A 23003-nucleotide genomic window follows, 5' to 3' on the forward strand; every position below is an offset into this window, starting at 1 on the left:
CGCCCTGACACGTTGACTTCACCGAATGTGGATTGTTACTGACTACTTACCAGCGGCCTTACCAGGCTTCAACTTCACGCGTTCACCTTGGTATCGCACGCCCTTGCCTTTGTAAGGCTCTGGCTTGCGGACCGCTCGCACTTCGGCGGCGAACTGGCCAACACGTTGTTTGTCGATGCCTTTGACGACGATGTGCGTCTGGTCGGGGCATTTAACATCGAGATCCGTCGGGATCTTCTTGTGCACTTCGTTGGCAAAGCCCACACGGAGTTGCAGGACGTCACCGGCAATTGCAGCCAAGTAACCGACGCCGACCACTTCCAGTCGCTTTTCGTAACCTTGGTCGACACCAACAATCATGTTGGAGATCAAAGCACGAGTCAGGCCATGCATTGCTTTGGCCGAGCGGCTGTCGTTTTTGCGAGAGACAGTAACTTCCTTACCGTCTTCCGCCAATTCGATCGTGATATCGGGATCAGCAGTGTACGAAAGCTTGCCCAGAGGGCCTTCCACGTTAACGGTCTGACCATCTACCGAGACATTGACTTTCTCGGGGAGGGCAACCGGTTTTCTACCTAAACGGGACATTTTCTTAACCTTATCAAGGCAATGGGTCTCTACGAAGGAGACTGTCCTGCGAATGATTTGAGCGTAAAATGCTGAAGCGATGTGCTGTCGGGAAGCGTTGGCTTACCAAACTTCGCACAGAACTTCACCACCAACCTTTTTCTGGCGAGCTTCGCGATCACTAATCACCCCGGTTGAGGTGCTGATCACGGAGATGCCCATGCCGTTCAAAATTGGACGGAGGTCAGTCGACTTGGAGTAAATACGACGGCCAGGCTTGCTGACGCGTTTGATATTCTGAATCACACGTTCCCCACTAGGGCCGTATTTCAGTTCCAAACGGATCTGCTTAACCGGATGATCGTCGGTTTCCACCCAGTCCCAAATGTAGCCTTCACGTTTCAACACGTCGGCCAGGCCTCGTTTGACCTTGGACGTGGGCATTTCAACGTGTGGGTGCTCGACGCGAACCGCATTGCGAATGCGGGTCAACATGTCGGCGATAGGGTCGGTCATCATGATACTTGGGGTCCCCTTACCAACTCGCCTTGCGTAAACCTGGAATCAGCCCTCGATCCGCCAAGTTGCGAATGCAAATACGGCAGACACCGAACTTCCGATACACGGCACGCGGCCGTCCGCACATACTGCAGCGACGCTCACGCCGAGACGAAAATTTCGGCTCGCGATTGGCCTTGGCGATTTTTGACTTGCTTGCCACGAGGATTTCCTACCTGGAAAACGAATCGACTGGGTAACAAACGTTATATATCTTTCCGCGTTCAGCGAAATTGCTTAGGCGGTCTTCTTCTTATTCGGTTCATCTCGCTGGAACGGCATGCCTAACATGGCAAGCAGTTCACGAGCTTCATCATCGGTGGCGCCACTGGTGACAAACGTGATGTCCATCCCTTGCTGACGGGTGTACTTATCCGGATTCAATTCCGGAAACACCATCTGCTCGGTCAAGCCCATCGTGTAATTACCGTTGCCATCAAAGCTCTTGCGATTCACACCACGAAAGTCGCGAACCTGTGGCAAAGCCAGCGAGACCAAACGGTCCAGGAACTCGTACATTCGTTGGCGACGCAAGGTCACCTTGACACCGATTGGCATGCCTTCGCGAAGCTTAAAAGCAGCAACGCTCTTGCGTGCCCGACAAATCTGGGGTCGCTGACCGGTAAACTCGGACATTGCTTCCGCAGCTTCATCAACATGCTTCTTTTCGGTGACGGCAGTACCGACACCCATGTTCACGACGATCTTACGCAGACGCGGCAGATTCATCGGGTTCTTACGACCTAGCTTTTCGGCCAGCGCCGGAAGCACTTCATTTTCGTACTGTTCTTGAAGTCGTGGTTTGCTCATGGCTTATCTCGAACGTTTACCGGCTCACGCCTATGTTTTAGGAACTGCTACGCTCAGCAGCATTACTTGGCGGGGCTCAGCGTACCGATTTCGGCATTGCAGGCTTTGCAATAGCGAACCTTGCTGCCGTCCTCTTTGATCTTGGCACCCGTCTTTGTGCGTTTATTGCACTCAGTGCAAACCAGCATCACGTTAGAAATGTCGATTGGCATTTCCTTCGAAAGCTTACCGCCGCGTGGGTTGCGTTGGCTGGGCTTGATGTGCTTATAAACTTTCGCGGCACCTTCAACGAGGACCTTACCCTTATCAGGAAAGACCTTGAGAACTTTGCCGCGTAGTTCGCCAGCGCTGTCAGCTCCGGTGATGATTTCAACGGTGTCGTCAACTTTGATATGCATTAGACCACCTCGCTCGCCAAACTGACAATCTTCATGAACTTGCGATCACGCAGTTCACGGGCAACAGCACCGAAAATACGTGTGCCACGCGGATTGTTATCTTTATCGATCAGGACCACCGCGTTACGATCAAAACGGATATAGCTTCCGTCTGGGCGGCGAGTCGATTTCTTGCAGCGAACGATCACAGCCCGAACGACTGCTTTCTTTTTCACGTCCGCACCAGGCACGACCTCTTTAACGGAGCAGATAATCACGTCACCAAGGCCAGCGGTACGCTTTCGCGTTCCTCCGAGAACCTTAATGCACATGACTTGCTTCGCTCCGGTGTTGTCGGCGACGGCCAGTCTTGTTTCTTGTTGAATCATCGCTTCTTAAATCCAACCCTATGCTACGACTGTCAAACAGTGTTAGCGGATGTACGGGGAGCCTTAGCCTTCTTGATTTTCCTGCAAGTGAGCAGCCGCTTCACGGGCGGCTTTCAACGCAGCCACGTCGACTTCGGTGCTCTTCTCGACAATTCGCACCAATTCCCAACGCTTCGTTTTGCTACGAGGTCGGCTTTCAATAATTTCGACTCGATCTCCCAGTCCCGACTCATTGTTCTCGTCGTGAACATGGCAGACCATTCGTCGCGAGTAGTACTTGCCGTACAGCGGGTGACGAATTCGGCGGGCGATTTCGACGCGACGCGTCTTATCTTGCTTGTCGCCCGTCACGCGACCGACCAATACTTTCTTGGGCATTGCCGAGTATCTCTCTAAAAACTGCGTTTGATTTAGGTGCTGGCCGCGGCGGCACGTTCGTGTTGGATCGTCTTGATGCGGGCAACTAGCTTGCGGTTTTTGGCCACTTCGCTAGGGGCATCCAAACGTTCCGTCTGGGATTGAACTCGCAAACGAAACAGCGTTTCCATGGCATTGTTCAGGTTTGCCTGGAGCTGGTCGTCGCTCATTTCTCGCAATTCACTTGCTTTCATCGCTCTATCGCCTATCCACGTTGAATTCGCGGGCTATACGCCGCTAACCATCTTCGGCACCAGGCTATTAAGCCGACGCCTCGGTTGTTTCCAGGTCGGGTCGACGTCGTACGAAGCGGCATCGAACCGGCATCTTGTGTGCCAAACGAGCAAAGCAAATCTTTGCCTGCTGTTCGGTTACACCCTTTAATTCGTACATCACGGTTCCGGGTTTCACGGTGGCAACCCAACGGTCAGGCTCACCTTTACCCTTACCCATACGAGTCTCCAACGGGCGAGCCGTTACTGACTTGTGGGGGAAAATCCGGATGTACAACTTACCGATACCACGGACATACTGCTGAGCAGCAATACGACCCGCTTCGATCGTCTGAGCGGTGATGTGACCCGCTTGTGTGGATTGAAGTCCAAAATCGCCGAGGACGACGGTATTGCCACGAGTGGCGTTACCTTTTATACGTCTTCTTTGGCTTTTTCGGTGCTTCACTCGCCTGGGCATCATAGCCATCGGAGTCGTCCCCTTCGTAAAAACCGTTATTAATCCAGACCTGAACCCCGATGTGGCCCTGCGGTGTACGTGCTTCGGTGAAGCCGTAATCGATCTTCGCTCGCAAGGTGCTCAAAGGAATCGATCCTTCAATTTGTTTTTCTCGGCGAGCCATTTCCGCACCACCAAGACGACCAGCCATTTGGATTTTGATGCCTCGGGCACCGGCCTCCATGGTGCTTTCGATCGCACGCTTCATCGTGCGACGGAAGCTGGCACGCTTGGCCAACTGGTCCGCAATATCTTCCGCGACCAGCTGAGCTCGAAGCTCTGGACGACCGACTTCTTCAACCTTCAGGTTGATACGGCGGCCAACCAAATTTTGGAGTTCTTCCTGCAACTTCTCGACTTCCTGACCCTTCTGACCAATGATCAGACCAGGCCGGGCAACGAACATAGTCACGCGAACTTCGTCACGCGTTCGTTCGATTTCAATCTTGTCGATACCAGCGTTGCGGTACTTCTGACGAATGCGTTGATCAGGATGCTTTTGGATGAAGCCCCGGATCTTCTTGTCTTCCAACAAAAGGCCCGGAAAATCACGCTTCGACGCAAACCATTTGCTTTTCCACCCGATCATCACACCGGTACGAAACGCAATTGGATTAACTTTTTGTCCCATGCTTGTCTCTCGTCTCGAAGACAGGGCTGGCCGCAGGGGCACAGCTTAGCCTTGGAGTTCCTCCAGGGTGACGTGAATGTGACAGGTCCGCTTCAAAATCGGGAAAGCACTTCCGCGAGCTCTTGGGCGGAATCGCTTAATAATCGGACCGCCGTCCACGCGAGCTTCGGCAACAAACAGTGCGCCCTGGTTAGCAGTGCGTCCTTCGTTTTGCTCCGAATCTTGCGAGTTGCCGATCGCACTCTTAATGACATCTTCCAGCAAACGGGCACCTCGATGCGGCTGGTATCGAAGGATATCCAGTGCCTCGTCTGCAAGTTTGCCACGCACCAAATCGGCTAGCGGGCGCACCTTTCTCGGGCTGATGCGTGCCAGTCGGTGGGTCGCTTTGAACATGGTTGATCAACTCCTCGAACCACGAGCGTCAGGTCAAGCCCGACATGCCGTGGGCAGCGACGCTGCGTATGCCAATCGGTATGCGTTATTTCTTCTTCTTGTCAGCACCGTGACCACGGAAAGTCCGCGTTGGCGAAAACTCGCCTAACTTGTGACCGACCATGTCTTCGGTGACATACACCTTCAAATGGGCCTTACCGTTGTGGACCATGAAGGTATGACCGACAAATTCTGGAATGATCGTGCAGGCACGTGCCCAGGTCTTAATCGGATCTTTGGTGCCAGCTTCTTCTTGCTGGGCAACCTTCTTGTAAACGTTAGGGTCGACGTACGGCCCTTTTTTCAGGGATCGGCTCATTCTCGAAAACCTCTAGGATCGCTTATCGCGGCCTGGTGTGCTGGGGTTCTTACTTCAACAACTTAAGCAGACCGTAGCGACGCGAACGACGTCGGCGAACGATCGAGCGGTTCGAAGCCTTCTTGCGATGACGCGTTGCACCACCCTTGGTCGGCTTACCTTGCGGGGTCACCGGATGGCGACCACCCTTGGTACGACCTTCACCACCACCGTGCGGGTGATCGATCGGGTTCATCGCGGTACCACGAACATGTGGACGACGACCCAGCCAACGCTTACGGCCAGCTTTACCCAAGACCACCTTCTCGTGATCAGGATTGCTAACGCGACCAACAGTGGCTCGGCAGCGACTCGACACACGGCGAATTTCGCCGGATGGTAGAGACAACTGAGCCCAATCGGCTTCGCAAGCCATCAACGTAGCCGAGCTACCAGCACTGCGGCACATTGCACCGCCGCGACCGGGAATCATTTCAATATTATGAACGGTTGTACCGGCGGGGATATTCTTCAGGGGCAAGCAGTTGCCAACCGAAGGTGCGGCCTCCGGACCACTTTGAACCTTGTCGCCGGCCTTCAAACCATCAGGACACAGGATGTATCGCTTTTCACCGTCGAAATAGTTCAACAGAGCGATACGAGCACTGCGGTTTGGATCGTACTGAACCGAAGCCACCAATGCCGGCACACCATCCTTGGCTCGACGGAAATCGATCACGCGGAAGCGGCGTTTGTGGCCGCCACCACGATGACGAACCGTAATCTTGCCTTGATTATTACGGCCACCAGTCTTGGTAAGCTTGCGGAGCAACGCCTTCTCAGGCTTCGCACCCTTGGTCAACTCCTTGAAGTCGCTGACCGAGGCGTTACGACGCCCAGCTGAAGTCGGCTTGTATTTTCGGATACCCATGATTCGTCTCGTAATCTATTACGTGTCGCAGCTAAGGAACGGACCGCACCGATTAATAGAAGTCGATCTTTTGATCTTCAGCCAAAGTAACGATGGCCTTCTTCCAATTTCGGGTCTTTCCGTTGCGAAAACGATAACGGCGAGCCTTGCCCTTCCGCGATTGCGTCTTCACGCTGGCAACTTTGACGTCGAACAACTCTTCAATCGCCCGGCGGACATCCAACTTGGTGGCAACCGGCGCGATCTCGAACGTGTATTGATTCAAATCTTCCGAAGCTTGAACACCTTTTTCAGTGACCAGCGGTCGCAGAATCACCTGGTGGGATTCGAGCGTGCGGTTCGGTGTATCTTCGCTTATCTTGAAGTATGGCCGTGCCATGTTGGCACCTCTGTCGCTATTTCAGGTTGATTTGATGACTGCTAAAGCTTCAAACTACGGCAGCAACTACTCACTCTTCGAGCCATTACGCAGGCTATCGAGAGCAGCCTTGGTAATGACGAGCTTGCGTGGGCGAAGTACCGTGTAAGCGTTGAGTTCAGTAACTGGACTGACCGAAACACCTTCAATGTTGCGAGCACTGCGATAGAAAATCGGATCGTACTTATCGAGTGCGATCGCAACCTTCTGGCCGTAAACGCCCATAGCTTTCAGGGCACCGGCAACATTCTTCGTCTTGATTTCACTTTGAGCGAAATCATCCACAACAACTACTTGTTCTCCTTGAATCTTACTGGCGATGGCCATGCGAGTGGCAATCTTCAACGCCTTCTTATTCAAGCGATACGAATAGTCACGAGGACGAATCGCGAAGATATGACCACCACCACGGCGAACACCGCTTCGCTTGGAACCGGCACGTGCGTTACCGGTACCCTTTTGGCGATACATCTTCTTTGTCGAACCAGCTACTTCGGCACGTGTCTTGGTACGGTGAGTACCTTGGCGAAGATTCGCCTGGTACATCACGACGGCATCGTGCAGCAACTGCTTGTTAATCGACGGAGCGATTTCAGCCGGATCAAGCTCGTACTTGCCGACTTCCTTTCCGCTCTTGTCAAATATGGGCAAACTCACCATGGGAATATTCTTTCACGCGAGGCGCGATGGATACCTTAGCGAACCATGTTGGTTTCACGGATGATCACGTAACCACCGTTGGGGCCAGGCACGGCACCATTCAAAAGCAGCACGCCGTTTTCTTCGTCAACCTTGACCACCTTCAAATTACGAGTGGTGACCTTGGCGTTGCCATACTGGCCGCTCATCTTCAAGCCTTTGAAAGTACGGCTTGGGTAAGCACTGCAACCGGTACCGCCTGAATGACGATGAACCTTCTTCACACCGTGCGTTGCACGCTGACCGGCGAAGTTATGCCGCTTCATCACACCGGCATAACCACGACCACGGCTGGTGGCGATCACATCGACGCGGACAGTCTCGGCGAGAACACCAATTCCAATTTCTTGACCGACTTCAAAACCTTCCGTCGAACCACGAAATTCGCGAATAAATCGCTTTGGCTCACAGCCTGCTTTAGCGGAAGCTTCGCCGCCTGCAGCAGCCAACTTCTTAGATCGCTTGCTCGAGAGAGGAGCAACATGACCACGCTCGCTACGAATCGCCAAACGGCGAGGCTTATCCCCATATCCAACCTGAACTGCCTCGTAACCATCACGCTCCAAGGTTCGCACCTGAAGCACGTGACACGGGCCTGCTTGAACGACCGTTACCGGGATTACTTCCCCAGACTCTGTATAGATCTGGGTCATCCCGACCTTTCGGCCGAGTATGCCTTTTGCCATGATTCGTCGCCTTGTAGTCTGTTGCTCGCTTCGCCGGATTAGCCACCTGGCTAATTACCAACCGAAGCTTCCAGCCATTCAGAGACTCTTAAAAACGAGCTGTGAAAAATGAAAACTATCGAGTCGTTGCCTTGATCTTGATATCGACACCAGCTGGCAAGTTCAGCTTGTTGAGCGATTCAATCGTCTTGGCGGTCGCCTGAACGATATCGATCAGACGCTTGTGCGTCCGAACCTCAAACTGCTGACGTGCCTTCTTATCGATATGCGGGCCCGACAGAACGGTGTATCGCTCAATGCGAGTCGGCAACGGAATGGGACCATGCACTTCCGAATGGGTCCGCTTCGCCGTGTCGACGATATCGAGAGCACTCTGATCCAAGATCGAGTGATCGTAAGCTTCCATCCGAATGCGAATAACTTCTTTCGCCACGTTGCTGATCCCTATAAACTTCTTCCCGGCAAACCGGGCTAGTAAATTTCTTTTCGCTCCCTAGTCGCTCTTTGAGCTCTGCGGGAAACAGATGATATTAAAAATCGCAGGCCACTTCGTCAATGGGCTCCGGTTCTTATTTCGAACCTTTTTCGAATACCTATCTCGAATTGCTTAAAATGCCGTGATTTCCCGTAGGAAACTTCGCTCATCTGGCTTTGTACGGGCACCCGCTTTTCGCTCCATCCCCTGCCTAAACTGGCCCCGATTCGTCAGATTCTACTTGAGCGTCCTATTCACCTCGCCTATAAACCACTCATCAGGTCGCAATACGACACGCCAACCACAAAGCAGAGTACGCCGGTGACTCATCGCCCTATCCGACTTCAGCTATCCCTTAGGTCGGCTTTCATTGCGATTTCCGCCGCCTGTCTTGCCCTGGAGATCGCCGCCCCTTCCGCGGTCGGGGCGTTTCTAGCCTATCAAGCCATCCGATTACTGCTTGACTTCTGCCTCGACCTAACCGACTTCATCAACGGCGACCAACCACCTACTCGCCGCCGACGCCGCGACAACTAACAAGCAGGCCTGGAAAGCGAGGCAAGTTACATAAACTGCTTGATCATCTCAGGCGGGGCAGGAGCATACTTGAGTGGCTCCATGCTACTGGAAGCCCGCCCCTGACTAAGGCTTCGCATGGCACTGGAATACCCAAACAGCTCGGCCAGCGGGGCATGTGCCACGATAATCGCATCGCCTGAACGGTTTTCGGTCTTCGCGATCTCGCCACGCCGCTTCATGATATCCCCCACAAAATCCCCCATGTACTCTTCCGGGGTTGTGATCGTCAGCTTCATGATCGGTTCGAGCAAGGTTGGCACGGCCGCTTCCAGCCCTTTCTCGAACGCATCGCCAGCAGCAATTGCGAAAGCCGTCTCGGTCGAGCCAACCTCAGCCGCCTCAGCACCGAGAATCGTGATCTTGAGGTCCGCCAAAGGGAATCCCCCAATAATGCCACCACCGACACTCCGGCTTCGCAACTCTTCCATCGCCGCTTCAACAAGATCGAAGGGAACCTGGTCGGGCGGACATTTGGAAATAACCATCACCGATGGCTGCTGATTCGGGACATGCTCGACCTGCAGCTGCAGCTTAGCAAACAACTGCTGCCCCTGAATAATGCGATGACATTCGCCGGTCACCTTGGCAGACTTACCCACGGTTTCCCGGTAGCTAACCCGCGGCTTATGCACTTTCACGTTCAGCTTGAAATCGCGTAGCAACTTGTGACGAATCACTTCGAGATGCAATTCGCCCATCCCGCTAATGATTGTCTGGCCGGTATCCTTGTTTTCAATCGCATCAAACGTTGGATCTTGCCGACGCATCATCGCCAAAGTTTCCGAGAGCTTATCCCGATCGGCAGACGACTCTGGCTCGATCGCCATCCCGATGACCGTCTCGGGAAAGTTAATCGACTCGAGCAAAATGGGATTTCGCGTATCGCAAAGCGTGTCACCTGTCACCGAATGGCGCAAACCTATGATGCCCACAATGTCGCCACATCCAACGTGATCAACCTGCTCTTTACGTGAGGCCTGAATATGCCACAACTGGGCACAGTTCTCTTTAACATCGCGGCCTGGGTTGAGCAGACGCGAATTTGGCTTCAGCTCGCCCGAATAAACACGCACCCAGGTCATATCGCCGTGTTTCGCTGGCAGCACCTTGAACACCAAGCCACAAAACGGCTCACTAGGATCTGGCGAGCGCTTTTCCTCCTGGTTTTTCTTCGCCGGATTGACACCAACCACTGGCGGAACATCCTTCGGGCTCGGCAGGTAATAAGTAACCGCATCCAGGATCGGCTGAACTCCGATTCCATCGAGGGCCGAACCACACAATAGTGGCTGCAACTTATGGGTGAGCGTGCCTTCGCGCAAGACTTCGCGAATCAATTTAGGCGGAATCGGCTCTTCCGAGAGGCTTAGCTCCATCAATTCGTTGCTGAGATCGTACAGCTTTTCGAGTAAGTTCTCGCGATACTGCTGTGCCTTGTCGAGGTAATCTTCCGGGATGTCAAGCACTTCAACCGTGCGATCTCCATCTCCCTCGCCGAAGTGCAGCATCTTCATTTCAATCAGATCGATCACGCCACGAAACGCATCTTTCACATGCGGTGGGCCAGCTCCAACCGGAATTTGAATCGGAACCGGGCTTGCCTTCAGACGCCGCTCAACTTCAGCCAGAACGGCTTCAAAATCGGCCCCTTCACGATCCATCTTGTTGATGAACGCGATGCGAGGAACCTTGTAGCGGTTGGCTTGACGCCAAACGGTTTCACTTTGCGCTTCAACCCCTTCTCGGGCACTAAAGACGACCACACCACCATCCAGAACGCGCAAACAACGTTCGACCTCGGCCGTAAAGTCAACGTGACCCGGGGTATCGATCAGATTGACCGTGTAGTCCTTCCATGGGAAGGTCACGCACGCGGAGTAAATCGTAATACCACGCTCCGCTTCTTCCGGGTCGAAGTCGGTCGTCGTGGTCCCCTTATCGACCTCCCCCACACGGTGTGAAGTCCCGCTATAAAAGAGCATTCGCTCGGTAACGGTAGTTTTCCCGGCGTCGATATGGGCAATCACGCCAATATTCCGAATGCTTTCGAGCTTACGCGACATAAATTCTGCTGCCAGCCCAAAGAGCTGAACCCTTCCTACTTCTCAAATCAAAATCAATTAAGAACATGCAAGTGCGTATTTTACGCTCTAGCCATGCTGCCTGACGAGATACCTCTACCCACTGCGGTGCGCGCATAAAAAAAGCCGCACTTATTCGAAGTACGGCTTTTGAAATTCAGTCTTACCAGGCGAAGTGCGAGAAGGCCTTATTCGCGTCCGCCATACGATGAACGTTTTCACGACGGGTATAGGCAGTGCCTTCACGGTTGTAAGCAGAATACAGTTCATCTGCCAACTTCAAGTGAGCAGGACGCCCCTTCTTTTCGCGAACGGCCAATAACAGCCAGCGAATCGCCAACGACTGTTGACGTGTGCGATTGACCTGCATAGGCACCTGATAAGCAGCACCACCGACTCGCTTCGAGCGAACTTCGACGTGCGGCTTCACGTTTTCGACGGCTTGCGTGAAGACATCAATTGGCTCTTCATCTGGGACGCGCTTCTTCAGCTCGTCCATGGCACCGTAAAAAACTTCCTGGGCGGTCGTTTTCTTGCCGTCCTGCATCAGGCAGTTAATAAACTTGCTGGCCAAGATCGACTTATACCGAGGATCTGGCTTCAACGTTTCGCGACTGGCAGTGATTCGACCCATCTTTGATTACTAACTATTCGCTATGTTCGTTCTTGTAGTAATAGAAATCTAAGCGATGCCTCAGGTTAATCCTGAAACAACACGCCTAGCTCTTCTTGGCACCGTAGCGGCTGCGCGACTGCTTACGACCGTTGACGCCCAACGCATCGAGAGCACCACGAACGACCTGGTAACGCACACCAGGAAGATCGCGAACACGACCACCGCGAACCAGCACGATCGAGTGCTCCTGCAAGCTGTGGCCTTCACCGGGGATGTACACGGTGACTTCCTTCTGATTTGACAGCCGCACACGAGCAATCTTCCGCAAAGCCGAGTTCGGCTTCTTGGGGGTCATCGTGCGAACCTGCAAACAGACACCACGCTTCTGCGGGCACTTGTCCAAAACGGGAGACTTGGAAAACTTACGTTTCTTCTTCCGCGGACGTCGAATAAGCTGATTAATGGTAGGCATGCAAAAGGCCGTCGCTTCTAATCTGGGCCGCTTTGTGATGAAGCGGCCGAATTTCTGTGTGCTTACTGTCGCTTCCCAAGGTTTATGGGAAGCCCTTTAAATTATCCGATCACCGAAAACTGTCAACCCGTAATGAGGCGGTAACAGACCGGTATTTTGCTCCCAGGAGCCAATTCTTTCCGCTTAGTCGTAACTTCTAGGCGGCAGAAGCTGGTTAGATCCCTGGAGGAAGCGTCTCGAATAGCTTCATGGCCATGCCAGCATGACCGTGAAGCTGTTTCTATTTTGACGATTTGGGCTCGTAGTTGGTACTTACCCAATCGCTAATTGATTACAACTCGTCTTCAGGGCCAGGCTCAAATCCATCGCCACCAACTTGTGGAGGCGGCGGCATTTGAGGCGGCTGAGGTTCGCCGTAGGCTGGCCCTTCCGTGGCAGGAACCGGTCCGGCACCGCCAAGCAGGCTTTCTAAACCTGGGGCAGGGGCCATTTCGGAAATTGCCGCCGGGCCTGGCTGGCCACCTTCGCTGCTATCCTGCAAAAGCGGGAAGCTGTCTTCCAAGGTCCGTTCGCGAGTTCGGGAGGCCAGTTCAGCCAGGGCTTCTGGATTGATCCGAACTTCCGAGTCTTGGAACGAACGGAAACCGGTACCGGCAGGAATCAAGTGACCGAGGATCACGTTTTCCTTCAAACCGATCAGTTCGTCGATCTTACCGGCCAGGGCCGCTTCGGTCAGAACCTTGGTGGTTTCCTGGAAGGACGCCGCCGAGATAAAGCTGGAACTTTGGACGGCAGCCTTGGTGATCCCCAACAACTGGGTCGAAGCACTTGCCGAAGCAGGCTTGCTACCCTTGGCTGGGTTTCCTCCCAACGCTTCGATCTGGCTGTTCTCTTGTTCGAGAGCTTCCTTTGGCACGATCATGCCTTCGGTGAACTGCTGCGAATCGCCAGTCCCGGAGATCTTCAAGCAGCGGGAAAGCTGATCGTTGGCACGGCGGAAGTCGAACTTATCCATCACCAAACCAGGCAACAGGCTCGTATCGCCAGCCGAATCGACCATCACCTTCCGCAACATGCGGGCGACGATGATTTCAATGTGTTTGTCATTGATTTCCACCCGCTGGCTGCGATACACGCCCTGAATTTCGTGCAGGAGGTATTGCTGGACCGCTTCTTCCCCGGAGATCCGAAGAATATCGTGCGGGACCAACGGGCCGTCAATCAAGGACTGACCAGCTCGTACGTAGTCACCGGTGTGGACGAGGAATCGCTTACCGTGAGGCACCAAGTGCTCACGCTCGATCCCCGATTCGTTCCGGACGACAATCGTACGCTTGCCACGCTTCTTCTCGGAAAGAATCTCGACCACACCATCGATCTCTGCCATCACGGCTGGATCTTTCGGCTTACGAGCTTCAAAAATTTCCGTGACTCGCGGCAGACCACCGGTGATGTCCTTCACACCGCCAGATTCACGTGGCGTACTAGCCACGGTGGTACCAGCAGAAACGTTGGCCCCTTCTTCGGCGTCGATGATCGCTTTTTCAGGCAAGTAGTAAACGTCGAGCGGCTTGCCGTCTTCGTCTTCGATGACCAGCTGGGGATGGAAATCCCCCTTGTGCTCGGTAATCATGCGACGAGCGTAGCCAGTGGCATCGTGCTCGATCATCATCGTTTCGCCTTCAACCACGTCCTCGTAACGGACGCGACCGCCGACTTCGGCAACGATCGGAATCGAGTAGGGATTCCACGAGCAGAGAACCTGACCGGTCTTGACCTCTTCGTTCTCTTTGACTTCCAAGATCGCACCGGTAGGTACGTCGTAGCTTTCGATTTCACGACCCTTGGCATCGACGATCGTGATTTCACCATTACGGGTGAGCACGATGTTCTTGCCTTCGTCGTTGGTCGCCGTACGCATACGGGTAAACTTGACGAAACCACCACGCTTGGTCTTCTTTTCGTGCTCTTCCGTATCGGTAACGGCCACACCACCGATGTGGAACGTACGCATGGTCAGCTGCGTACCTGGCTCCCCAATACTTTGAGCGGCGATGATCCCAACGGCCATACCTTCTTCGACCTGATCGCCGGTCGACATATCCATGCCGTAGCAGGCCTTGCAGCAGCCGAGGCCGCTATCGCAGGTCATTGGGCTACGAACTTGAATTCGTTCGAGTCCCATCCGTTCGATCTTACGAGCCGTATCTGGCGTGATCATTTCGTTTTCACGCACAATCACTTCGTCGGTGATCGGGTTGACGATGCTTTGGCGGCTTACACGTCCCTTGATGGCATCTGCCAAAGAGACTTCCACCTTTTCACCACGGTAGATAACTCCCTTGGTGATCCCTTGGGTGGTTCCGCAATCGTCTTGCGTGATCACCACGTTCTGGGCCACGTCGGCCAGTTTACGCGTGAGGTAACCAGAGTCCGCCGTCTTCAACGCCGTATCGGCCAACCCCTTCCGGGCACCGTGCGTCGAGGAGAAGTATTCGAGCACCGTCAAACCTTCACGGAAGTTCGATTTGATCGGCGTTTCGATAATTTCACCACTCGGCTTGGCCATCAGACCACGCATACCGGCCAGCTGACGAATCTGTTCCGTACCACCACGAGCACCAGAGTCGGCCATCAGGTACACCGGGTTGATGTAGCCGTGACCACCACGGTCGTCGTTTTTCATCTCGGTCATCATCTCGGCAGTAATCTGCTCACGAGCATGTGTCCAAGCGTCGAGAACCTGGTTGACCCGTTCCTTGTCGGTGATCACACCACGCTCGTACAGTTTCTTGTATTTGATCACCTTCTTTTCAGCTTCGGCGATGATCTTGTGCTTCGAGTCTGGCGTCACCAAGTCGTCGGTCGCGAAGGAGAGACCGCTACGAGTCGACTCACGGAAACCGAGCTGGTTCATATCGTCCAGCAGGTTGATCGTGGCCCGACGTCCCAGACGTTGGTAACAGTCCGAAATCACCTTGGAAAGCTCGCTACTACCCAACGAGTGGTTGTAGAAGTCCATCCCCGGCGGCAACATCTCATTGAATAGAACTCGCCCGAAGGTTGTTTCGATGATTCGAGTGCTACTTTGCTCGTCGTCTTCGCCCTTGAGCTTACGCCCCTCTGGCAAACGCACTTTGACCACCGCGTGCAAGTCGATTATCCCTTGAGCGAACGCATAGTCGGCCTCATCCATCGAGGAGAAGGTCATGCCTTCGCCGGGACGATTCGGCAGACTGACGGTGATGAAGTTACAACCCATCACCACGTCCTGCGACGGGCTCATGATCGGCTTACCGTTAGACGGTGCGAAAATGTTGTTGGTCGCCAGCATCAGGGTATGAGCTTCGACCTGGGCTTCAATCGAAAGAGGCAAGTGAACCGCCATCTGGTCGCCGTCGAAGTCGGCGTTGAACCCTTTGCACACCAGCGGATGCAAGTGAATCGCGTTGCCTTCCACGAGAGTTGGCTCAAACGCTTGGATACCCATACGGTGAAGCGTAGGGGCACGATTCAAGAGAACCGGATGATTCTGGATCACCGATTCCAAGATGTCCCAAACTTCTTCATCCTTCCGCTCGAGCATCTTTTTCGCACTCTTGATCGTGTCGGCGTGACCGAGCACTTTCAGCTTGCGGATGATGAACGGTTGATAGAGCTCTAGGGCGATCTTCTTAGGCAAACCGCATTGGTGCAGCTTCATCCGCGGACCGACCACGATCACACTACGTGCCGAGTAGTCGACTCGCTTACCGAGTAGGTTTTCACGGAAGCGCCCCTGCTTACCCTTGATCATGTCGGTCAAGGACTTCAGCGGACGATTGCTGCTACCCAGCACCGGGCGTTTGCAGCGGTTGTTGTCGAACAGAGCGTCCACCGATTGCTGCAGCATTCGCTTTTCGTTGCGAATGATGACTTCCGGCGCGTTCAAGTCGACCAGCTTCCGCAAACGATTATTGCGGTTGATGATACGACGATAGAGGTCATTCAAGTCAGAAGTGGCGAAGTTGCCGGAATCCAACAAAACCAGCGGACGCAGGTCTGGAGGAATCACGGGAATGACGTCCATCACCATCCATTCCGGCTTGTTGTCGCTATCGCGAATCGCTTCAACAATCTTCAGACGGTTGGTCAGGTCTTTCCGTTTTTGCTTGGAACCGGTTTCGTGAAGGTCCTTGCGCAGGTCAATCGAAAGTTGAACCAGGTCTAAACCTTGCAGCAACTTGCGAACAGCTTCGGCACCCATGTCTGCTTCAAACGTGCCGGAACCGAATTGTTCGACAGCACCGCGGTACTCTTCTTCGGTCAGCGTTTGAAATTTTTCGAGATCGGTGCTGCCGGGATCGACAACGACGTAATCCTGGAAGTAAATCACCTTTTCCAGGCTCGAGGTCTTCATGGCCAACAAATTACCCAAGCGGCTGGGCATGGCCTTGAAAAACCAGATATGCACGATCGGGGCAGCGAGTTCGATGTGCCCCATGCGCTTGCGACGTACACGGCTGTGCGTGATCTTCACACCACAGCGATCGCAGATCATGCCTTTGTATTTCATGCCGCGATACTTACCGCAGGCACACTCCCAGTCTTTTTCTGGGCCGAAGATCCGCTCGCAGAACAAACCATCCTTTTCAGGACGGTAGGTTCGGTAGTTGATGGTTTCCGGCTTCTTGACTTCACCGAACGACCAGCTGCGAATATCGTGCGGTCGTGCGAGGCTGATCTTAACCGCCGTGTAATCGTTGATGCGGTCGTAAGAGCTTTCGAGAATACTCATGGCCCGTGCTCCTTATTCTAATCCCACTGGATGATCGTTTTGGTGCCGATGCAGCCGGTCAACATTTTCAACCGACTGCGGGTTGTCTTGTGGCGGAAAACCATTCCCGCCTCAGTTGCCGCGTCTCTGTTTTACAGGCGACGCTTTTCCAACTGCATGTTCAACCCGAGCCCTCGAATCTCGTTGGTCAACACGTCGAAGCTCGCGGGCGTACCGGCTTCTAGCGTGTTTTCTCCCTTGACCATCGATTCATAAATCTTCGTACGTCCTTCGACGTCGTCACTCTTAACGGTAAGCAACTCTTGGAGGATGTAGGCAGCACCGTAGGCTTCCAGAGCCCACACTTCCATTTCCCCAAATCGCTGACCACCGAAGCGTGCCTTACCACCAAGTGGCTGCTGCGTAATGAGCGAGTAAGGCCCAGTGCTGCGAGCATGCACTTTGTCGTCGACCAAGTGGTGCAGCTTCAGCATGTAGATGTAGCCAACGGTCGTTTCCTGGTTCAGGGCTTCACCGGTACGGCCATCGTGCAGACGCGCCTTACCGTGACGTGGCAAACCAGCTTCTTCCAGACAGTCGTTGATGATCTCTTCCGAGGCACCATCGAAGACCGGCGTGATCGCTTGGAAGCCAAGCTTCGCCCCAGCCCAACCCAAGTGGGTTTCCAAAATCTGCCCAACATTCATACGGCTAGGCACGCCTAGCGGGTTGAGCATGATTTGAATCGGCGTTCCATCTGCCAGAAACGGCATGTCTTCCACTGGCAAGATTTTGGCGATCACACCCTTGTTACCGTGGCGACCGGCCATCTTGTCACCCACCGAGATCACTCGTTTGGTGGCGATGTAAACCTTAACCATCTGCAGCACGCCGCTACGAAGCTCGTCGCCACGTTTCATGCTGTTAAGCTTGCGATCACGTTGATCGATGGCGAGCTCAATTGCGGGCCACTTGGCCGCATACAGCTGACGAACGCCGCTGATGCGTTCGTCGTTCTTGATCGATTCCAAGACTTTGTACAAACGGAACTGCTGAGCTTGTTCCGCGATGTATTTGTTGTCCTGATCTCGCGTGAGCGGAGTTCCGTCTTCATCGGTAACCGTCTTGCCGAGAATCTTTTCCACTTCGCCAACGAACTCGGCGAACAACTCCGCAATCGCGGCATTGCCTTCCGTCTCGGCGTCTTTCAACGTCTTCTCGAATGCCTTCCGTTCGTCGTCCGAAAGGCTCATGCGGCGAGCGAACTTCTCGGCTTGCACCACGATCCCTTCGATGCCGGAGGGAACTTCGAGCGAGTCGTTTTTGACGTCTTCACCGGCACGCCCAAAGATCGCGTGCAGCAGCTTTTCTTCCGGCGTCAACTCGGTCTTGCTCTTCGGCGAAACCTTACCGACTAAAATGTCGCCTGGTTTCACGAACGTACCGACCTGGACAATCCCGTTTTCATCGAGATTGCGAAGCATCTTTTCCGAGACATTAGGAATATCTCGCGTGAAGTCTTCTCGGCCCAGCTTGGTCTCACGAATTTCAACGTCGAACTCTTCGATATGGATCGAGGTATAAACGTCTTGCTTGACCAATTCTTCGCTGATGATGATCGCGTCTTCGTAGTTGTACCCGTCGAACGACATAAAGCCGACCAGCACATTTCGACCGAGAGCCAGCTGGCCACCGTGGGTTGCGGCACCATCTGCCAACACGTCGCCAGCGGTGATCTTTTGCCCCATCTTCACGACAGGATGCTGGTTCAAGCAGGTACGCTCGTTGAGCCCCACAAACTTCCGCAGTTCGTAGACGTCTTCGGCATGCTCGGCGACACCGCTTCGTTCGATGATCACTTTCAAAGCGTCAACGTACTTCACGACACCATCGTACTTGGCTCGAACAATCATGCTCGAGTTCATGGCCACGTCACGTTCGACACCGGTACCGACGATCGGCGGTTCGGCAACCAACAGAGGCACGGCTTGCCGCTGCATGTTGGATCCCATCAACGCGCGGTTCGCATCGTCGTGTTCCAGGAACGGAATCAAAGCGGCTGAAACACCCACCATCTGGCAAGGTGCCACGTCGATATACTCGACTTCCGTCGGAGCGACCATTTCAAAGTCGCTGCGATAACGGGCGATAATCAAATCCCCCAGCAACACGTCTTCGTCATCGGTCGGAGTATCTGCCGGAGCGACCAGGGCATCCGATTCTTCGTCGGCACGCAGCCAAACGAAGCCCTTATCGATCTTACCATTGGTAATCTTGCGATAAGGCGTGATCAAAAAGCCGTACTCGTCCACCGATGAGTAGAGAGCCAAGCTCGAGATCAAACCGATGTTCGTACCTTCCGGCGTTTCAATCGGACAGATACGGCCATAGTGCGAAATGTGAACGTCGCGAACCTCGAAACCAGCTCGCTTACGATTCAAACCGCCAGGGCCGAGAGCCGAAAGGCGACGTTCGTGCGTGAGCATAGAAAGTGGGTTCGTTTGGTCAACCACCTGCGACAGTTCGCCGCGACCAAAGAAGTATTCAATCGCTGCAGAAATGCTTTTCGGGTTAACCAGATTACGCGGAGTCATGTCTTCCGCGTCTTTCAGGCTCATTCGTTCCTGAACCGTACGACGTAGCTTCAGGAAGCCCTTTCGCATTTCATCGCAGGCCAATTCGTCGATGGTTCGCAAACGCCGATTACCCAAGTGGTCGATATCGTCGATGCGGGCCCGTTTGTCACCTGAAGAGAGATACAGGATGTACCGAATTGCGGCGATCAAGTCCTCAGGGCGAAGCGTTTGCTTCCCTTCTTCCACGTCGAGGCCGAGCTTTCGGTTCATACGGAAACGACCAACGCGACCGAGACGGTAACGGTTTTCGTCGTAGAACTTTTCGCCAAACAGCGTCTTTGCTTTTTCCAACTGCGGCGGGTTGCCTGGACGCAGTCGTTGATAAATTCGAAGGAGGGCTTCTTCGTGACTCGACGTGTTATCTTCCGCCAAGGCAGTGAAGATAAGCTGCGTCTTCGGAGGCTCCATGACCTCGACTTCATCAATACCAGCAGAACAGATCAGCTCTGCGATATTGCGGCTGATCTTCTGGCCAGCTTCGAGAATAATTTCGCCAGCACGGTCGCTACTGCTGGGATAGATAATGTCGTCGACCGCGATCTTGTTTTCGATCTTCGCAACACTACGACCATCTTTGACCGATTCGACCGTCGATTCGTAGAAGGCACGAATCACGTCGGCATCGCTGCTGAACTCTGGCGACATGGCACGCAGCAACGTCGTGGCGGCAAATTTACCGCTTTGGTCGATCCGGACCGTGAGCGAGTCCTTCTTCGAGACGTTGACTTCGATCCAGCTACCGCGTTCGGGAATAATACGGCAACTCGGCAATTTCTTGTCCGAGGTCGTATCTTGCTCGAGCACGAAGTCGACACCAGGGCTCCGGTGCAACTGGCTAACCACCACCCGTTCCGCTCCGTTGATGATAAATTCACCACCACCGAGCATCACCGGCAGGTCGCCGAGGTACACTTCTTCCTCGATGGGCTCCTCTTTATTCAAGCGAAGCCAAATTCGGAACGGACGCCCATAGGTAAGCCGCAATTGCTTGCATTCCTCTGGCGTATATCGCGGCTTGCCCAACTCGTATCGAACATAGTCGAGCTGGTTTTGTCCGTCGTAACTTTGAATCGGAAAGATTTCCCGCAGGACACTTTCGATGCCCAATTCTGGATCGCGAGCTTCCGCCTCGACCTCAGCTTGCAGGAAATTTTGGTAGCTGAGGGTTTGGATTTTTGTCAGATCTGGCGGAGCCATATAGATCGACTGACTTCCAAACCGACGAACTTCATTAGGTTCCAGCCGTCGTTGCGACGAGGTAGCCATAAGCGACGCGACTCCTTGGGCGGCAATTCAAAAACAACATGCTTTCACACCATTGGGCGCAGACTACGATCAGGGGTTCAGCCTGGAGTCCGTGTCAAATAGCGAGAAAGCATGCGGTAGTACGGGCGGACAATAGATGTTCAAATCAGAGTGCGTCACTGAGTGCGCGTAAGTTGCAGGCAGCAAGCTAGCACGCCTGCTTAGGCAGGCGCGCACTCTTACTTGATTCCCATCCATGCAGTCAAAAGAAAAAGAAGATCCGGAAGACTTCAAAATCACACCTCGCGACGTTGCCTCTAAGTATAGGCGAGGCAACGCCTGAGTGAAAACAGGAAATCAGCCAAATAACGCGTCTTACTTGATTTCGACGACGGCGCCGGCTTCTTCCAGTTCCTTCTTGACCTTTTCAGCGTCTTCTTTCGAGACACCTTCTTTAATCTTGCTTGGGACACCTTCAACCATGTCCTTGGCTTCTTTCAAGCCCAGACCGGTGATGCCACGAACGACCTTGATCACGCCGATCTTCTGAGCACCGAAGTCGGTCATAACGACGTCGAATTCAGTCTGTTCGGCGGCAGCGGCAGCACCACCTTCGCCAGGAGCAGCAGCCATCATGACGCCACCGCCAGCAGCGGCTTCGATGCCGTGAGCGTCTTTCAGGTAGTCGCCCAGTTCAACGGCTTGCTTAAGGGTCAAGCCAGCGATCTGATCGCCCAGGCCTTTGATTTCTTCGGATACTTCGACGGTTGCAGTTGCTTCTTCGGACATTTCGGATCTTATCCTTTCAACACGATTTGCAGGGGAACGGACCCGCCTGCGCCAGGGAATACGGATGTTTTGTGGTTAGGTAAACGCGGTTTTCGGCAAATGCCGAACCGACGCTTTGCCGAGGGGAAGGAGCCTAGTCTTCTTGATTCTCGCCGACCTGCTTGATTTGCGAGGCCAACTTGGCACCTGGGCCCTTGATTTGAGCTGCCAGTGTTCGGCCAGGACCCAAGATCTGACCAACCAAGAGCGACAGTTGTTCGGCACGATTGGGCCATTTGCTGATCGCTTTGACAGTGTCAGATGTCAAGGATTCGCCATCCATGACGCCCCCCTTGGCGGTGAAGCCAGGGAACTTGTCGTCATCATTTAGCTTGACGACCTCTTTTGCTAAGTCGACGAAATCTTCGCCGCCCCAAACAATGGCCGTGCTACCTTCCAAGCCTTCAAAGGCAGGAGCAAGCGAAGTACCTTCGCAAGCCTTGGCAGCCAAAGTGCGACGCACGACAAGAAGGTTCAAGCCCTTCTCGCGGAGCTGCTTACGGACAGTAAATGTCTTGTCCGCATTCATACCCACGACGTCGACCACCAACAGGTCGTTCACTCCGTCGAGTCGTTTCGACAAGTCGGAGATCACCAGGTTTTTCAGATACTTACTCATGGCTCAGGGCTTCAGTAACGATGTGTGTTGGCGTAACGCCTTGCGGATGAGGGACCAATTAGAGAGCGACTTGAACCCCAGGGCTCATTGTGGCACTCAAATTGACGCTACGAACATAGGTGCCCTTTGCCGCTTGCGGCTTCAGGCCATTGATATGATCAACAAAGGCGCGGATGTTGTCTTCCAACTTGCCCGCTTCAAAGCCGAGACGTCCAACGACCGCATGCACAATGCCTGCTGGGTCGTTACGAAATTCGACTTTACCTGCTTTGTATTCTTTCACGACGCGGGCCACGTCCGGCGTAACCGTGCCAGCACGAGGCGACGGCATTAAACCACGAGGGCCAAGCACGCGTCCCAAAGGACCAACCAAGCCCATCATGTCAGGCGTGGCAATACAGACGTCGAAGTCTAGCCAGCCATCTTTGATCTTCTTAGCCAAGTCTTCTGCACCGACTTCGTCCGCACCGGCTTCTTGAGCGGTCGCGACGTTGTCCCCTTTGGCAAAGACGATCACTCGTTGAATCTTGCCGATACCATGTGGAAGAACCAGGGCACCACGCACCAACTGATCGGCTTGCTTCGGATCAATACCCAATCGCATCGCAATTTCGACCGTCTGATCGAATTTCGTCGTGTTGAACGACTTTAAAAGCACGATTGCGTCTTTGAGTGTGAGGGCGTCACCAGGCACTTTTTCGGCCAGAGCCCGATATCGTTTGGATTGTTTAGCCATCGTCAATCGCCA

The 23003-nt window shown here is 53.8% G+C and carries 26 protein-coding genes; 1 reads left to right on the plus strand and 25 read right to left on the minus strand.

Annotated features, from left to right (window positions below):
• Window positions 1–42: 42 nt before the first annotated feature.
• From rplF to rpsJ, 17 genes are all read right to left on the minus strand, one after another.
• Window positions 43–588, minus strand: coding sequence for a 50S ribosomal protein L6 (gene rplF / locus DTL42_RS23785; protein ID WP_114373012.1), 546 nt, complete (start codon window positions 586–588; stop codon window positions 43–45).
• A 102-nt stretch (window positions 589–690) separates the two neighbouring features.
• Entirely contained in the window at window positions 691–1086 is a 396-nt protein-coding gene (gene rpsH / locus DTL42_RS23790; protein WP_114373014.1) for a 30S ribosomal protein S8, read from the minus strand.
• A gap of 16 nt (window positions 1087–1102) precedes the next feature.
• Window positions 1103–1288 carry a type Z 30S ribosomal protein S14 gene (locus DTL42_RS23795; RefSeq protein ID WP_114373016.1) on the minus strand — a complete coding sequence of 62 codons (186 nt, stop codon included), beginning with the start codon at window positions 1286–1288 and terminating at the stop codon, window positions 1103–1105.
• A gap of 74 nt (window positions 1289–1362) precedes the next feature.
• A complete protein-coding gene (gene rplE, locus DTL42_RS23800; protein WP_114373018.1) occupies window positions 1363–1935 on the minus strand; it encodes a 50S ribosomal protein L5 in 573 nt (190 codons plus the stop codon).
• Window positions 1936–1997: 62 nt separating this feature from the next.
• Window positions 1998–2333, minus strand: coding sequence for a 50S ribosomal protein L24 (rplX, locus tag DTL42_RS23805; protein WP_114373020.1), 336 nt, complete (start codon window positions 2331–2333; stop codon window positions 1998–2000).
• The gene (gene rplN / locus DTL42_RS23810) at window positions 2333–2701 is read right to left on the minus strand and encodes a 50S ribosomal protein L14 (protein WP_105330855.1); all 369 of its coding nucleotides are present in this window, start codon (window positions 2699–2701) and stop codon (window positions 2333–2335) included. The genes rplX and rplN overlap by 1 nt, the downstream gene beginning before the upstream one ends.
• Before the next feature lie 63 nt (window positions 2702–2764).
• On the minus strand, window positions 2765–3079 hold the full coding sequence (gene rpsQ / locus DTL42_RS23815; RefSeq protein ID WP_114373022.1) for a 30S ribosomal protein S17: 315 nt from the start codon (window positions 3077–3079) through the stop codon (window positions 2765–2767).
• A 32-nt stretch (window positions 3080–3111) separates the two neighbouring features.
• Window positions 3112–3312, minus strand: a complete 201-nt coding sequence (rpmC, locus tag DTL42_RS23820; protein WP_114373024.1) for a 50S ribosomal protein L29 — start codon at window positions 3310–3312, stop codon at window positions 3112–3114.
• A gap of 67 nt (window positions 3313–3379) precedes the next feature.
• Window positions 3380–3799, minus strand: coding sequence for a 50S ribosomal protein L16 (gene rplP / locus DTL42_RS23825; protein ID WP_261341569.1), 420 nt, complete (start codon window positions 3797–3799; stop codon window positions 3380–3382).
• Window positions 3759–4481: a 30S ribosomal protein S3 gene (gene rpsC / locus DTL42_RS23830; protein WP_114373026.1), complete on the minus strand. Its 723-nt coding sequence runs from the start codon at window positions 4479–4481 to the stop codon at window positions 3759–3761. Before rpsC ends, rplP begins: the two co-directional genes overlap by 41 nt.
• 45 nt (window positions 4482–4526) lie before the next feature.
• Window positions 4527–4877: a 50S ribosomal protein L22 gene (gene rplV / locus DTL42_RS23835; RefSeq protein WP_105330860.1), complete on the minus strand. Its 351-nt coding sequence runs from the start codon at window positions 4875–4877 to the stop codon at window positions 4527–4529.
• Window positions 4878–4962: 85 nt separating this feature from the next.
• The gene (gene rpsS / locus DTL42_RS23840) at window positions 4963–5235 is read right to left on the minus strand and encodes a 30S ribosomal protein S19 (protein WP_105356420.1); all 273 of its coding nucleotides are present in this window, start codon (window positions 5233–5235) and stop codon (window positions 4963–4965) included.
• Between the two features lie 49 nt (window positions 5236–5284).
• The gene (gene rplB, locus DTL42_RS23845) at window positions 5285–6145 is read right to left on the minus strand and encodes a 50S ribosomal protein L2 (protein WP_114373029.1); all 861 of its coding nucleotides are present in this window, start codon (window positions 6143–6145) and stop codon (window positions 5285–5287) included.
• A gap of 52 nt (window positions 6146–6197) precedes the next feature.
• Window positions 6198–6524: a 50S ribosomal protein L23 gene (gene rplW, locus DTL42_RS23850; protein ID WP_114373032.1), complete on the minus strand. Its 327-nt coding sequence runs from the start codon at window positions 6522–6524 to the stop codon at window positions 6198–6200.
• 66 nt (window positions 6525–6590) lie between these two features.
• Complete coding sequence (rplD, locus tag DTL42_RS23855) at window positions 6591–7223, minus strand: 50S ribosomal protein L4 (protein WP_114373034.1); 633 nt, start codon at window positions 7221–7223, stop codon at window positions 6591–6593.
• A gap of 35 nt (window positions 7224–7258) precedes the next feature.
• Window positions 7259–7915, minus strand: a complete 657-nt coding sequence (gene rplC / locus DTL42_RS23860) for a 50S ribosomal protein L3 (RefSeq protein WP_234824371.1) — start codon at window positions 7913–7915, stop codon at window positions 7259–7261.
• 148 nt (window positions 7916–8063) lie between these two features.
• The gene (gene rpsJ / locus DTL42_RS23865) at window positions 8064–8381 is read right to left on the minus strand and encodes a 30S ribosomal protein S10 (protein ID WP_147274422.1); all 318 of its coding nucleotides are present in this window, start codon (window positions 8379–8381) and stop codon (window positions 8064–8066) included.
• A gap of 363 nt (window positions 8382–8744) precedes the next feature.
• On the opposite strand from rpsJ, the gene DTL42_RS26115 reads away from it, so the two are divergent.
• Window positions 8745–8960 (plus strand): hypothetical protein, encoded by a 216-nt coding sequence (locus DTL42_RS26115; protein WP_147274423.1) that lies wholly within the window; start codon window positions 8745–8747, stop codon window positions 8958–8960.
• 26 nt (window positions 8961–8986) lie between these two features.
• On the opposite strand, the gene fusA is transcribed toward DTL42_RS26115, so the two are convergent.
• From fusA to rplA, 8 genes are all read right to left on the minus strand, one after another.
• Window positions 8987–11065, minus strand: a complete 2079-nt coding sequence (gene fusA, locus DTL42_RS23870) for an elongation factor G (protein WP_114373040.1) — start codon at window positions 11063–11065, stop codon at window positions 8987–8989.
• Window positions 11066–11246: 181 nt separating this feature from the next.
• Window positions 11247–11717 carry a 30S ribosomal protein S7 gene (gene rpsG / locus DTL42_RS23875; RefSeq protein ID WP_114373042.1) on the minus strand — a complete coding sequence of 157 codons (471 nt, stop codon included), beginning with the start codon at window positions 11715–11717 and terminating at the stop codon, window positions 11247–11249.
• 85 nt (window positions 11718–11802) lie between these two features.
• Window positions 11803–12171, minus strand: coding sequence for a 30S ribosomal protein S12 (gene rpsL / locus DTL42_RS23880; protein WP_105330870.1), 369 nt, complete (start codon window positions 12169–12171; stop codon window positions 11803–11805).
• A gap of 331 nt (window positions 12172–12502) precedes the next feature.
• The gene (rpoC, locus tag DTL42_RS23885; RefSeq protein WP_114373044.1) at window positions 12503–16948 is read right to left on the minus strand and encodes a DNA-directed RNA polymerase subunit beta'; all 4446 of its coding nucleotides are present in this window, start codon (window positions 16946–16948) and stop codon (window positions 12503–12505) included.
• A 131-nt stretch (window positions 16949–17079) separates the two neighbouring features.
• Window positions 17080–20829, minus strand: coding sequence for a DNA-directed RNA polymerase subunit beta (gene rpoB, locus DTL42_RS23890; protein ID WP_114373046.1), 3750 nt, complete (start codon window positions 20827–20829; stop codon window positions 17080–17082).
• Between the two features lie 354 nt (window positions 20830–21183).
• Complete coding sequence (rplL, locus tag DTL42_RS23895) at window positions 21184–21597, minus strand: 50S ribosomal protein L7/L12 (RefSeq protein WP_114373048.1); 414 nt, start codon at window positions 21595–21597, stop codon at window positions 21184–21186.
• Between the two features lie 133 nt (window positions 21598–21730).
• Window positions 21731–22255, minus strand: a complete 525-nt coding sequence (gene rplJ, locus DTL42_RS23900) for a 50S ribosomal protein L10 (protein ID WP_114373050.1) — start codon at window positions 22253–22255, stop codon at window positions 21731–21733.
• A gap of 58 nt (window positions 22256–22313) precedes the next feature.
• Window positions 22314–22991 carry a 50S ribosomal protein L1 gene (gene rplA / locus DTL42_RS23905; RefSeq protein WP_114373052.1) on the minus strand — a complete coding sequence of 226 codons (678 nt, stop codon included), beginning with the start codon at window positions 22989–22991 and terminating at the stop codon, window positions 22314–22316.
• Window positions 22992–23003: the final 12 nt, after the last annotated feature.

Source organism: Bremerella cremea (assembly GCF_003335505.1).
Taxonomy (GTDB): Bacteria; Planctomycetota; Planctomycetia; order Pirellulales; family Pirellulaceae; genus Bremerella; species Bremerella cremea_A.